The sequence below is a fragment of the Pseudomonas sp. COW5 genome (assembly GCF_026240005.1).
In the GTDB taxonomy this organism is placed as follows: domain Bacteria; phylum Pseudomonadota; class Gammaproteobacteria; order Pseudomonadales; family Pseudomonadaceae; genus Aquipseudomonas; species Aquipseudomonas kribbensis.
The window spans coordinates 4,200,327-4,214,108 of the sequence record NZ_JAPHVP010000001.1 but is presented as its reverse complement, the minus strand read 5'-3'; the positions used below and the strand labels follow the sequence as shown (position 1 = coordinate 4,214,108).

General features: G+C 55.3%; 10 protein-coding genes. 7 read left to right on the top strand and 3 right to left on the bottom strand.

Annotation, left to right across the window (positions count from 1 at the left end; all coding sequences use genetic code 11):
* Window positions 1-50: 50 nt before the first annotated feature.
* From OQ248_RS19210 to OQ248_RS19200, 3 genes are all read right to left on the bottom strand, one after another.
* Window positions 51-2,117, bottom strand: a complete 2,067-nt coding sequence (locus tag OQ248_RS19210; protein WP_265813642.1) for a glycosyltransferase family 39 protein — start codon at window positions 2,115-2,117, stop codon at window positions 51-53.
* A gap of 114 nt (window positions 2,118-2,231) precedes the next feature.
* Window positions 2,232-2,567 (bottom strand): helix-hairpin-helix domain-containing protein, encoded by a 336-nt coding sequence (locus OQ248_RS19205; RefSeq protein ID WP_265813641.1) that lies wholly within the window; start codon window positions 2,565-2,567, stop codon window positions 2,232-2,234.
* A gap of 112 nt (window positions 2,568-2,679) precedes the next feature.
* Complete coding sequence (locus OQ248_RS19200; protein ID WP_265813640.1) at window positions 2,680-4,674, bottom strand: nucleoside-diphosphate sugar epimerase/dehydratase; 1,995 nt, start codon at window positions 4,672-4,674, stop codon at window positions 2,680-2,682.
* Between the two features lie 575 nt (window positions 4,675-5,249).
* Between OQ248_RS19200 and OQ248_RS19195 the strand changes: the two genes are divergently transcribed.
* The 7 genes from OQ248_RS19195 to OQ248_RS19165 are packed head-to-tail and all read left to right on the top strand — an operon-like array spanning window position 5,250 to window position 13,756.
* Entirely contained in the window at window positions 5,250-6,071 is an 822-nt protein-coding gene (locus tag OQ248_RS19195) for an ABC transporter permease (RefSeq protein WP_119429663.1), read from the top strand.
* A complete protein-coding gene (locus OQ248_RS19190; RefSeq protein ID WP_119429664.1) occupies window positions 6,061-7,338 on the top strand; it encodes an ABC transporter ATP-binding protein in 1,278 nt (425 codons plus the stop codon). The genes OQ248_RS19195 and OQ248_RS19190 overlap by 11 nt, the downstream gene beginning before the upstream one ends.
* Window positions 7,335-10,352 (top strand): glycosyltransferase, encoded by a 3,018-nt coding sequence (locus OQ248_RS19185; RefSeq protein ID WP_265813639.1) that lies wholly within the window; start codon window positions 7,335-7,337, stop codon window positions 10,350-10,352. Before OQ248_RS19190 ends, OQ248_RS19185 begins: the two co-directional genes overlap by 4 nt.
* Window positions 10,353-10,384: 32 nt before the next feature.
* Entirely contained in the window at window positions 10,385-11,476 is a 1,092-nt protein-coding gene (locus OQ248_RS19180) for a DegT/DnrJ/EryC1/StrS family aminotransferase (protein WP_265813638.1), read from the top strand.
* A gap of 12 nt (window positions 11,477-11,488) precedes the next feature.
* Entirely contained in the window at window positions 11,489-12,424 is a 936-nt protein-coding gene (locus OQ248_RS19175; RefSeq protein WP_119429666.1) for a glycosyltransferase family 2 protein, read from the top strand.
* Window positions 12,414-13,376 (top strand): WxcM-like domain-containing protein, encoded by a 963-nt coding sequence (locus OQ248_RS19170; RefSeq protein ID WP_265813636.1) that lies wholly within the window; start codon window positions 12,414-12,416, stop codon window positions 13,374-13,376. The genes OQ248_RS19175 and OQ248_RS19170 overlap by 11 nt, the downstream gene beginning before the upstream one ends.
* 2 nt (window positions 13,377-13,378) lie before the next feature.
* Window positions 13,379-13,756 (top strand): GtrA family protein, encoded by a 378-nt coding sequence (locus OQ248_RS19165; RefSeq protein WP_119429668.1) that lies wholly within the window; start codon window positions 13,379-13,381, stop codon window positions 13,754-13,756.
* Window positions 13,757-13,782: the final 26 nt, after the last annotated feature.

Below are 13,782 nucleotides of genomic sequence, written 5' to 3'. Positions count from 1 at the left end.
CCGTGTTCGCTCCAGGTGTTTTGCGGGACTGCCGTATCGGCGACCCAGATCTACTTGCTGCCGGCGATTGCCCGGATCAGCGATACATCAATATAGTCACTTGCACCGGCGTTGAGCTTTTTCACCTTCAACACCAACTCATGCTCTCTCCCTTTCGGGAGTTCGACCTGAACGTAATTGACGGACTTCTCCCCTGTCTGGCCACTGGAAAGGATGCTCTCCCCGGCTAACAGCTGATAGGAAAAGACGTTCGGTCCCGGACCTTCGAACCTGAACGGGAAGCGCGAGCCACTCAGATAGAACGAAACCGTTGCAGTGCCCGCCGGTACGTCCAGCTTCACAACCGCGCAATCGCTCGTCCCGGCAAATGCAACCCTGACTTTTTTATAGTCAGGAGCAAGGCTGACGCCATCACTGGAACAGCTCGTCGACTGCAAGGCGGTCGCGTCGACCAGTTTGACCTGTCCATTCAGTTGCTCGCTGGAAGGCAATACCCTGGTCAACAGGAGGATGATCAGAAACAGGCCCAGAATGACGGCCAGCCCGATCAGGTAACCCTTGCCGAACGAGACCGATCGCTCAGGAGCCGCTTCATCAGTCACGGGTGAAAAGAATGCAAGCGCTGCCAGCAAGGCCAGTGCAGGAGCGATGATCGCGCTGTATCGGGCCTGAGACTCTCCCATCCCCAAAACCAGCAGTCCGAAAACACCCACGACAAGCAGGGAAACCAGCGCCGGCCCGCTCACGACTTTCGAGCGAAAAACGCCTACGACTGCCGACACCAGATACATGAAGACAATCAGACTCAGCCATGGAAAGAATCCGGCGCTGAAAGGAATGTTGCTGACCGTTGTCGTCACCAGTGAGTCGGGGTTGTCTGGCGGATAAGCAAAGGCTGAAAGACCGTAGTAACCGGTACCGGAAAAGACAACGACGGCTTTATTGAAGACATAAGCTGGCCATTGCAAGAATCCTCCCGAGAACTCCGTGGATATCTTGTATATCGCCATAGGCAGTTGAAGAGGTTGAGGCGTTGCAGGCCAGAAGTGCTCAGCCCAGAGATAATTGATGCCAAAACCCTGGGTGGTATGGAAGTCGATCGCAGAAACAATCTTCACTGGACTGAACAGATCAGGAAGATTCGTTTCATAAGCCTTCGAAAAGGCAAAGGAACACACCACAAAAACAAGAAGCGCCGCCGCCCCGGCAACCCAGCCAGAGTATCTTTTCCCAAGGGTTGTCCCGCAGATCAGATAAAACAGCAGTGACAGCACAAAGATCGAGCCAATTGACCGGAGTTGGTGCCCAAGAAAGATCACGATGCCCAGGAACAACGAAAAGACGAGCGCCGTCGACAACCGGTCATTCAACTTCGGCGCCATCAGAATGAACAGGGCAACGCACAGGACCGCGAAGTTATCGGTAGTCACCAGCGTAGTGGTGAACCAGTATTCCGGATACAGCGCCAGCAACACGCTGGACAGCGATGCGACCCGCACACCGTAACTGGCCCTGACTCCGTAATACCAGACGACCACCGTCGCCATATGGACCAGAGCATTCACCACTTTGAATGTGGAGTAGTCACCACCGATCAATTGACCGATGGCTGAAGAATAGAAAAAGGACCTTAGCCAGTAAGTACTGTTCTTTGTCAAATACTGGGACTGACAGTTCTCGAGCCAGGCCTGGAGAGAACTGTGATCACCGGTACCGCAGCGGTAGTACACACCGAAATCGCTGACCTGCCCCGAGTCGAAAAAGAATACCCACAACCCAAGAGCCAGCATTATGCACGTCAGAAGGATCGGTCCGGCAATTGCGGGCAACCTCCAGCGATTGCTTCTAGCCATGATGAAGCCGATCAACAGCAGACAAGCCAGACATGCGGCTGAAAATGTCAGCGAAAGCGCATTTGCACGGGCGAGCCCTGCAATCACGGCCACCCCACTCAACATCAGTATCAAAAGCGCCCAGGCCTTTAACACCATGGGTAGAAACATCTTTTGTTCGCTTGCCATTACGTCCCTTGCTTGATAACCCGGATCATTGTTCTTCGAACACAGCGTCGCCGTGCGTCCCACTTTGGAGGCGCAGGTTAACGTGTAAACAATCATTGTGGAATTTGATCTGCCCCTGCCGACTCTTTGTCGGCAAACAAGCGGAAAACTTACGATTGAAGCAGGCAAAAAAAAGACCGATCAATCGATCGGTCTCTTGTCCTTCAGCGCTTAATTAATCTCAAGCTTGTCGCGGTTGCGGTCGAGAATAGCCTTGTCTATTCCTTTGACCTCCAGGAGTTCTTCGACCGACGCAAAAGGCCCATTGGCTTCACGATAAGCAACAATCGCCTTGGCCTTCGCCTCTCCCACGCCGGAAAGGTCTCGCTGCAAGGTGATTGCATCGGCAGCATTGAGATCGACTTTTTTCTCAGCGGAAGTCACGGTACCGACGGTTGCCGAAGAAGTTTCCTGATGCAAATGGTTTGCCGCAGGTGCCGCAATGACGCCGATTGAAGCACTGGCGAGCAAAGCAAAGACCAGAGAGTAAAAGTAACCTGTACGCATGATTGACGCTCCATGATGTCGATTAGATAGACAGCTTTTCCTGAGCTGCCTCCCAAACTTAGGCGACATCAGCGTCTTGTCAAAAATGTGTACATTGCAGGATGTGTAACAATCAAGGTTCCAACCGTCGCTGCTGATAGATCCAGTCGACAATCTCGCCATCCGGTGTATAGCCACTGACGGTCTCACGCAACAGCTGACGCACCCGCGAATAGTCATCCTGTTCGACGGCCTTGAGCAATTCACTCAATTTGCCCTTCAAAGCCTCCCAAGGCAGATGATCCTCGTTTGCCGTCATGATCATCGGATGCTGGGTGGCCTCCACGTTGTCGCCGATCAGCAGCTCTTCGTAGAGTTTTTCTCCTGGACGCAACCCGGTGAACTCGATGGAGATATCGCCTTGAGGATTTTTTTCGGATCGAATACTGAAGCCTGAGAGATGAATCATCTTCTCCGCCAGCTCGACGATCCGGACCGGCTCTCCCATATCAAGCACGAATACGTCACCACCCAGCCCCATCGACCCGGCCTGAATCACCAGCTGGGCAGCTTCAGGAATGGTCATGAAGTAGCGAGTGATCTTGGGATGAGTGACCGTCAGTGGCCCACCGGACTTGATCTGACTGTGGAACAAGGGGATCACCGAACCGGATGAGCCCAGGACATTGCCGAATCGCACCATCGTGAATCGGGTCTTGTTGACTCGGGAGACGTTTGCCTTGTCACCAAACAGCACAGGCGCAATTTCGCGGCTCAGTGCCTGAAGCGTCAGCTCCGCAAGGCGTTTTGTGCTGCCCATGACATTCGTTGGCCGTACGGCTTTGTCCGTCGAAATCAGCACAAAGTTGGCAACCCCCGATTGCAATGCCGCCTGCGCGGTATTCAAGGTTCCGATCACGTTGTTCAATACGCCTTCGGCGATATTGTGCTCGACCATCGGGACATGCTTGTAGGCCGCAGCGTGGTAGACCGTATCCACATGCCAGGTCTTCATGACCTCCAACAGCTTGTCCTGATGACGGATGGAACCGAGTATAGGCAGCAGCCGAACCGACATGGACTGTCTGCTGGACCGCGTTTCAAGCTCGGACAGAATGCTGTAGAGGTTGAACTCACTATGTTCGAACAACAACAGAGTCGTAGGACCGAGAGCGAATATCTGACGGCACAGTTCAGCCCCGATCGAGCCCCCCGCCCCAGTCACCATGACAGTCTTGCCCTTGATGCAGGACTCCAGGAGATCAGACTGAGCGGGCACGGAATCGCGTCCGAGCAGGTCGGCGATATCCACTTCCTGGATATCCTCGACTTTCACCCGTCCACTGGCCAGGTCCGTAAAGTTCGGCACACTGCGCACGTGCAGCGGGAAGCCTTCGAGCAGATTGAGGATTTCCCGGCGCCGCGAACGCGTCGAGGAAGGCAAGGCCAGCAAGACTTCCTGCGCGCCCGTCACTTCGATCATTTGCTGAATGTGCTTGGGCTTGTAGACCTGCAATCCGGAAATCGAACGATCGGAAATACTCGGATCATCATCAATGAACGCCACTGGACGCATCACCCGCCCCATGCGCAGTGCCGCCACCAACTGATTTCCCGCTACGCCTGCGCCATAAATGGCCACCTTGGTCAGGCCGTCGTCGCGACTGGTGAACGGAACATGTTGCGCCGCGGTAAACCAATCGCCCATGAAATACTGGCGCATGCACAGGCGCAGGCCGCCAATGATCACAAGACTCAGCCACCAGTAGTTGAAGATGATCGATCGCGGGACAACCGCCTCATGGTTGCTGTACCAGTAGACCACGAGCGCAAGAATCAGCGAAGAAAGACTGACGGCCTTGATGATGGCGATCAACGCATCGTTGCCGAAGTACCGCATGACCGCCCGGTACATACCGAAACGGACGAAAAGAGGAATGGCAATCACTGGCGCGCATGCAAACAGCCAGAAATGAACCCGCACAGGGTTGTACATATCATCGATACCCAATCGCACGATGAATGCCAGCCACAATGCCAGCCACACGAGAATGCCGTCGGTAGCGACCTGTATGAGCCGTTTTTGCCGACGAGGCAGCCCCAGCAGAAAAACTCTGAATTTATCCATAAATATCTGGCCTTCTAAGGCCCCATCCGCCTGCGGAAACCGAAGGGCCATTGTACGTAATTAGGCTTGAGTCGCTAACCAAAATATTCTGTTCCCGACGATACTTGAGCCAACTTGTAGCCTTTTTCCGAAAAGAAGCCCGATTCACTGACAACCATCGTTTCAAACAACTGACTGATTAACACGCTCCACGGAATCGAATTTCTCCGACAATCGCAGAAACACCTTCGACCTTCCACCGCCAAACCACCCCACGATCAAGGCCAAAAGCCACTATTCATGAAGAAAATCCCCGATTTGCCTGACCATCCGGCAAAAATGACCGCCTGCCTAGTGAAAAAATGTGGGTCAATGCGATAACATGCGCGATGCGGCCGACGGCGCCAGCTGCGCGGACACAGCGTGCTGCAGCGCTATAAGCGCCGACATCTGTCAAGGCAAAAAAACGCATGGAAACGCAAGGCAGGACGGTTGCGTGAGGGCCCGGATCTATCCCGAGAAATGGATATCTACCCCGTCATTAAATCCAAGTATGTAAATGGGCCACCAGCATAAGAAGTCGAGTCAACTCACTGATGCAAAATTTTTCAGCTCACCCTTTTGAAATGATCAACAGCTTCTGGCGCAATAAACGTCTTATTTTGCAACTTAGCAAACGAGAAGTTCTAGGACGCTATCGCGGTTCGGCACTGGGTTTATCCTGGTCTTTTTTCAACCCGATACTCATGCTGGTCATCTATACATTCGTTTTTTCAGTGGTGTTCAAGGCCCGCTGGGGCACCGGTGCAGATGAAAGCAAAACCGACTTCGCGATCATCCTGTTTGTCGGTTTGTTGATTCATGGTTTTTTTGCCGAATGCATAAACCGCTCACCGATGCTGATTACCTCAAACGTCAGCTATGTGAAAAAAGTGGTATTTCCACTTGAAGTACTGCCTTGGGTGGCGTTCTGCTCTGCACTGTTTCATGCCGGCATCAGTCTTCTGGTATTGCTGGCTGCACAACTGATTTTCAAACACAGCATTCCTGCGACGGCGCTGCTTCTGCCCGTCGTGTTGCTGCCCCTGCTTCTGGGCATCATGGGATTGAGCTGGCTATTTTCCTCGCTGGGCGTTTACCTGCGAGACATCAGTCAGATCACCGCGATGTTTTCGACCGTCCTGCTCTTCATGTCGGCCGTCTTTTTCCCGATTGATGCGCTCCCGGAAAAATATCAATTTGCAATCAGGATCAACCCCCTGGCCTCCATTATCGAACAGAGCCGCAATGTCCTCGTCTTTGGCCGCATGCCGGACTTTACCGCCTGGGCAATCATGCTCGCCGCTGGCGCCTTGATTGCGTGGTGTGGATTTGCCTGGTTCCAAAAGACACGCAAGGGGTTTGCCGATGTCCTCTGAAGCCGTCATCAAGATCGACAACCTGAGCAAGTGCTATGAGGTTTACGACAAACCGCATCAACGCCTGTTACAAATGCTGTTTCGCGGGAAGCGCAAATACTTCAGTGAGTTCTGGGCACTGAAAAATGCCTCGCTCGAAGTCCAGCCGGGTGAAACCGTCGGCATCATAGGCAGCAACGGTTCGGGTAAATCGACGTTGCTGCAGATGCTTTGCGGCACCCTCAATCCGAGCTCCGGGACGATCGCCGTCAAAGGGCGCGTTGCCGCCCTGCTCGAGCTCGGTGCGGGCTTCAACCCGGAGTTCACCGGCAAGGAAAACGTCTATCTCAATGCGGCGATCCTGGGTTTGAACCGCGATGAAATCGACAGCCAGTACGCCGCCATCGAAACTTTCGCGGAAATCGGTGACTTCATCAATCAGCCGGTGAAAACCTATTCATCGGGCATGTATGTGCGATTGGCCTTTTCGGTTGCAGTCCACACCAACCCAAGCATTCTGGTGGTCGATGAGGCCCTTTCCGTGGGCGATGCACGCTTTCAGGCCAAATGCCTGGATCGCATCAAACAGATGAAAGAGTCCGGAGTCAGCATTTTGTTCGTTTCCCACGACGTGGCCGCCGTGCGCACGCTATGCGATCGTGCACTCTGGCTGGACAAAGGCACCGTGCGTGGTCTCGGGGAAGTGTTTCCGATCACGGCCCAGTACACCGAGCACCTCTTCAACAATGCGCCGAACACCGGAAACGCACCGAGCAAGGCTGCCAACGATACTGAGCCACACAAGGCCAGCCAGCCCATCAATCATTGGGGCTCGCACATCGGCATCATCCAGGACGCAGGCATTTATGATGAGTCGGGGGTCAAAAAGAACCTCTACTCAGACCACGAAAAAATGTTCGTGAAAATTGCCTTCGACACCGGCGCAATCAAAACCCTTGAAGGCCTGTCAGTGTCGTTTTCACTGAAGAACCTTTCCGGCAGCGATCTGATTGTCGGAAGTACCTGGAACGACCAGGTGAAGTTTTCACAGGACGAAGCCTTCCAGGAAGTCTGTTTTGAACTTGAGAACCCACTGTGTTCCGGTGAATACCTGCTGGTCGCTGCTATAGAAAACCGCTCATCTGCCGCCATCCATTATTACGAATACATGGAAGGCGCCCAGTATTTTTCCTCTTCATTCCTTAGCAATGCATCCGGACAATTCATGCCCCGGATTTCTATCAATGTGCAAAAAAGCGATTCTGGTCAGGGAGCACCAACACCATGAAAAAACCGTCTGATTCCATAACGACCACTGGTGATGTGAACTCCAAGACTTACTGGGACTATCGCTTTTCCAATGACTGGGAAGAAAACTTCGGCAGAGAGCAAAGCATCTTCTTCAGCGAAGTTGCCGTGGAGAACATTCCGGCCTGGCTTTCCTCACTGATCGCAACGGACAACCTGACCATGTGCGACTGGGGTTGCGCACAGGGTGACGGCACCCAGAACCTGTCGAAGCGCTTGAACGCTCCAGATCTGGTGGGTGTCGATTTTTCCTCCGAAGCGATCGACAAGGCCAAAAGCGCCTATCCACAATGCCAGTTCCTGTGTGACGACTTCCTCGGCAACAGCGAAGCCCCACAGTGGGACATCCTGTTCTCGTCCAACACCCTCGAACACTTCGAGTCGCCGTGGGATGTGTTGAACACCGTTTCGGCGAAAGCCCGGAAGTTCATCGTGCTGCTGCTGCCGTTCCGGGAAAAGGAACTCATTGATGAGCACTTCTATTCCTTCCAGCTGGACAACGTTCCGGCGTTCTTCGGCACCTGGGCACTCACGCACAGCAGTATTACCAACACTACCGATCACCAGCCAAACTACTGGCCTGGCGAGCAGATCCTGCTGATTTACACGAATACCCAGGATGAAGCGGCGTCTGCCGTAAAGCTTGAGCACGTTCATGTGGAGTCCGACAACGTGGTTGTGGACCTTAAGGACAAACTGCTCGCAGCCCGCGCCCAAGCCACCGAAACGAACGCAGAGCTCGAAGAAGCCACCACTCGTCTGGCCGAAACCGAGCGCGCACTTCACAAGATTCAAGAAGACAGCATTGCGCTCAGCGATCACCTGATCGCGACCCAGAACCGCCTGAACGATGTCATCAACAGCCATTCGTGGAAGATCACGCAACCGTTGCGATTCTCGACCCGTGTGCTGCGCCATGGCCTTCAGCCAAGCGACAAGCGTGCGATAAAGAGCAAGTTGCGCAGCGTCTTCAATCGGCTACCCCTGCCGGAAGCCATCAAGACCGCCATTCGCAAGGCCTATGGACAACTGGTCCGAGGCCCGATGTCATCGATGAAAAGCCAACTGCTGGCCGGCGGTCAGTTTGACCTTCCAGCCACCTTGCCTGCACCTCAGGAAAACGACCTGCCAGACTACATTTTCTGGGGAGTCATCGACTGGCACTTCCGGCATCAGCGCCCTCAGCAACTGGCTCAGGCCATTGCCGGCGCGGGCCGTCGAGTGTTCTACGTCTCGGTCAACCTGGTAGACGACCCGCGCGGTGGCTTTAACATGGAGCAGCTGGACAGCGCCGGGCGACTGTTCCAGATCAATCTCTATGCCAAAGGCGCACCGGTCATCTACAACGACCCGCCGAGCGTTGCGATCTCCGATCAACTGAAAGCGTCCATCGGACAAGTGCTGAACTGGGCGCAGTCGCGCCAACTGGTTTCGGTGATACAGCACCCGTTCTGGTACGAAACGGCGTCCGTGCTACCGGACAGTGAGCTCGTCTACGACTGCATGGATCACCACGAAGGATTCGGCAACGTCTCGGAGGAAGTCCTGTCCATCGAGCGCGCACTGATGCGCAATGCCGACATGACGATCACCACGTCCACCTGGCTGGATGAAATCGTTGCACAGCACACCGACAGCCGCGTGCTGATCCGCAATGCCGGCGAGTACGACCATTTCGCGGTCAAGCCAGCCAATGTCTACGTCGACCCGCAACAGCGCAAGATCATTGGCTACTACGGTGCCATTGCAGAATGGTTCGATGTAAAGCTGCTGGAAAACGTTGCCAAGGCGTTCCCGGATCATTCGATCCTGATGATCGGCGCTGACACCGTGGGTGCCCGCGAGCAGCTCGCACACCTGAGCAATGTCACCTTCACTGGCGAAATGGCCTACAGCGAACTGCCACGCTACCTGCACGCGTTCGACGTCTGCCTGCTGCCATTCCAGGTCATCCCGCTGACACTGGCCACCAACCCGGTCAAGGTCTACGAGTACCTGAGCGCCGGCAAACCGGTGGTATCGGTCGACCTGCCAGAGATCAAGCAATTCGAAAACCTGGTCCACGCGGCACCGACCACCGAGGCGTTCATCGAGGCCATCAACGAAGAACTGAACGCTACCGACTCCGCCGACCGCATCCATGCTCGCCAGCAATTTGCGAAGAATCAGACTTGGGCGCATCGCGCCGAGCAGATGATCAATCGGATCGAATCATCCCGAGCGGTACCAAGCGTCAGCGTCATCGTGGTCACCTACAACAACATCGAGCTGACCAAGGCCTGCCTTGCCAGTCTCGACAAGCACTCCAACCATGACAACCTCGAAGTCATCGTTGTCGACAACGCCTCCGCCGACGGCACCCCTGCACTTCTGCAGGAGTGGGTCACCCAGGGCGAAAACCGTTCGATCATCCTGAACGAAGACAACCGGGGCTTCGCTGCCGGCAACAACCAGGGTCTGGCCAAGGCAACCGGCGAATACCTGGTACTGCTGAACAACGACACCTACGTCACCCCTGGCTGGATCCGCACGCTCTACCGTCACCTTCAGCGCAACAAGAACTTCGGCATCATCGGCCCGGTTACCAACAACATCGGTAACGAAGCCAAGATCCAGATCAAGTACAACAACATGGACGAGATGCTGGTGGAGTCGGGTAAATACACTCGCAGCCACATCGGCAAGGTCCAGGAGTTGTACACCGCCGCGTTCTTCTGCGTGATGTTCTCGCGTGAAGTCTACGAAGCCGTAGGTCCGCTGGATGAGGCTTTCGGTCGTGGATTCTTCGAAGATGACGACTATTGCCGCCGGATCGAACAACTGGGCTTGAAAGTGGGCTGCGCCGAAGACGTATTCATCCATCACCACCTGTCGGCTTCGTTCAACAAAATGCGAAGTGCTGACCGCCAGGCCCTGTTCGAACAGAACAAGGCGACTTACGAGGCGAAATGGGGCGAGTGGGCGCCGCACACCTACAAGAACTCCGATAAATGAACAAGCCAATGGACTCTTCGGGAAGTATCGACATGATCCCTCTTTTCTCCGACGTGGTGATGAACAAGGATCTCGACTTCCTCGGTGCGATCAAGAACGTACTTGATCGCCACTGGTATGTTCTCGGGAAAGAGGTCAGCAGCTTCGAATCCGAATTTGCCGGGTACGTGGGTGCCGGGCATTGCGTGTCGGTGGCCAACGGCACCGACGCCCTGGAAATCGCCCTGCGCAGCGTGGGTGTGGAGGCCGGCGACCAGGTCGTGACGGTCGCCAACGCCGGGTTCTACAGCAGCACCGCAATCCATGCCATCGGGGCGACGCCGGTCTATGTCGACATCGACGAATCGACCATGACCATGTCGGTCGATGCCTTGGCGCAAGCCCTGGAGCAGAAACCGAAATGCATCATCGTCACTCACCTGTACGGGCAAATGGCGGCCATCCAGTCACTGATGGCGCTGGCTCAGGCATCCGGCACGCCACTGATCGAGGATTGCGCACAATCCCACGGCGCGATCGTGGATGGTCGACAGGCCGGAAGCTGGGGCGACGCTGCCTGCTTCAGCTTTTACCCGACCAAAAACCTCGGTGCACTGGGTGACGGTGGCGCCGTAGTGACCAGCCGCGATGACGTTGCTGCGCGCCTGAAAACCCTGCGTCAGTATGGCTGGTCTTCCAAGTATCAAGTGGATCATGCCGGTGGCAAGAACAGTCGCCTGGACGAAATCCAGGCCGCCATACTGCGGGTGAAGCTACCGCTGCTGGACACCTGGAACGAATCGCGTCGCGATATCGCCCGTCGCTACAACGAAGCCTTCTCGTCGCTCGCCGTGGAAGGTGTGCCGAGCGTGGACGAATCCTTTGTCGGGCATCTGTACGTTCTGCGCACCGCCAAACGCGATGCACTGCGGGACTTCCTGAAGTCGCAGAATATCTCCACCGATATCCACTACCCGATCCCGGATCATCGGCAAACCGCCTACGCCGAACCGCACATCGTCGGCTCGCTGGATGTCACCGAGCGCCTGTGCAAGACACTGGTGACGTTGCCGTGCTTCCCGGGCATGACCGATAAAGAAGTGTCCTCGGTCATTGCTGCCGTTCGAACCTTCTTTGCCGAGTAGGAGTGCAATCGCTTGCTGACGCTCGTTATTCCCGTCTACAAGAATGAAGGCTCCTTGCCCGATTTGCTGGCAGCCATCGAAGGCCTGAACAGCAAATTGGCGGGAGATTTCGAGGCTGTTTTTGTTGTCGATGGAAGCCCGGACCGCTGCTACGAAATCCTTCGTGAAGCCCTGCCCCGACAGCAGTTCGAATCACAACTCGTTTTGCTGTCACGCAACTTCGGCTCGTTTGCGGCCATACGCGTGGGCCTGGAAAAAGGCCGGGGGCAACGCTTCGCCGTGATGGCGGCCGACCTTCAAGAGCCACCCGAACTTGTTCTGGAAATGAATGCCGCGCTGCTTGGTGGCGAGTACGACGTGGTACTGGGTGTCCGAGAGGCTCGCATGGATCCGTTCTTCACTCGCCTGGCGTCGAGGGTTTTCTGGAGCCTTTATCGCCGCTACGTCGTTTCGAGCATGCCGGAAGGCGGTGTTGACGTGTTTGGCTGCAACAAGGCGTTTCGCGATACGTTACTGACCCTCGACGAAAGACACAGCTCGCTGGTCGCCCAGGTTTTCTGGCTCGGCTTCCGCCGCCATGTCATTGCCTATACACGGCAAAAGCGCGAGCACGGGAAGTCCGCATGGACCTTCTCCAAAAAAGTGAACTACATGATGGACAGTGTCTTCGCGTTCACGGACTTGCCGATCAGGTTGCTGACTCGCCTCGGCGGCGTGACCACTGTGTTGGCGGCCGCCTTCGGCCTGACGGTGACCCTGGCTCGTCTGGCGGGCCTGATCACCGTTTCAGGTTACGCAATGACCATCAATGTCATCGTGTTCCTGGGTGCGGCGAATCTGTTCGGCCTGGGCATTGTGGGGTCCTACGCGTGGCGTACCTACGAAAACACCAAGGCAAGGCCGCTCGCCATTCCGATGCGGACTGAGAGTTTCAATCATGAAAAATGAAAACGCCGACTACTTTGTCCACCCCAAAGGGCTCTGCGAAACTTCGCGCGTCGGCAAGAACACCCGAATCTGGGCTTTTGCTCACGTTCTGCCAAACGCGCAACTGGGGGCCGACTGCAACATCTGCGATAACGTCTTCATAGAAAACGATGTCGTCATCGGTGATCGCGTCACGATCAAGTGCGGCGTCCAGGTGTGGGACGGCATTCAGATCATGGACGATGTCTTTATCGGGCCGAACGCGACGTTCACCAATGACCGCTTCCCAAGAAGCAAGCAGTACCCTGAAGAGTTCCTGCGCACCGTCGTCAAAAGCAAGGCCACCATCGGCGCCAATGCCACGATTCTCCCTGGATTGACCATCGGCGAGAGCGCAATGGTTGGCGCCGGCGCTGTGGTGACGCGCTCGGTTCCGCCTTTCGCCATCGTTGTCGGCAATCCGGCAAAAATCATCGGTTACACTGAAGGCGCGACCGGCGCGGTCAACGAGAGCACCCTCGCACCGATATCCGATACACCCGCGGTCATCAGCACCAGCGTTTCGGGTGTGACGCTTCACACGTTCAAGGCGGTTCCGGATTTGCGCGGCAGCCTGTCGGTCGGCGAATTCGAGCGGGAAATACCGTTCAGCCCCAAACGCTACTTCCTGGTGTATGACGTCCCTACGGCCAACACCCGGGGTGAGCACGCCCACCATGAATGCCATCAGTTCCTGATTGCCGTGAGAGGCAGCATCCGCGTGGCCGTGGATGATGGAAAGACGCGCGAGGAGATCACCCTTGACCGTCCCAACATGGGGTTGTACCTGCCTCCGCTGACATGGGGCGTTCAATACAAATACTCTTCCGACGCCATGTTGCTGGTTTTTGCTTCAGACTATTACGACTCGGCCGATTACATCAGGGATTACGGCGACTTCATAAAGCTGGTGCAGTCGGGAAAGCAGGTTTGACCATGCCGGAAAAAAGGTCGCTTGTTGACCTGGTAAAGTTTGTCATCGGTGGCGGTATCAATACCGCATTCACCTATGCCCTGTACTTTGGCCTGCAAGTGATCCTGCCCTACCAGATCGCCTATGCGCTGGCTTTTGCAGTGGGTATCGTTTTCTCGTACTGGTTCAATTCGACGATCGTTTTCAATACACCCATCAGCTGGAAAGGCTTCATGGCCTTTCCTTTGGTGTATTTGATTCAGTATCTCCTATCCGCCATAATTCTTGGTTTCGTCGTCGAATTTCTTGGCATTGATCAACTGTTTGCACCGCTGATCGTCATCCTCGTTACCGTCCCCATTACCTTTCTGCTGACACGCTGGCTCCTGCGGCGGGCCTAGGCCCCAAATTCAGTGGATGTTGCATA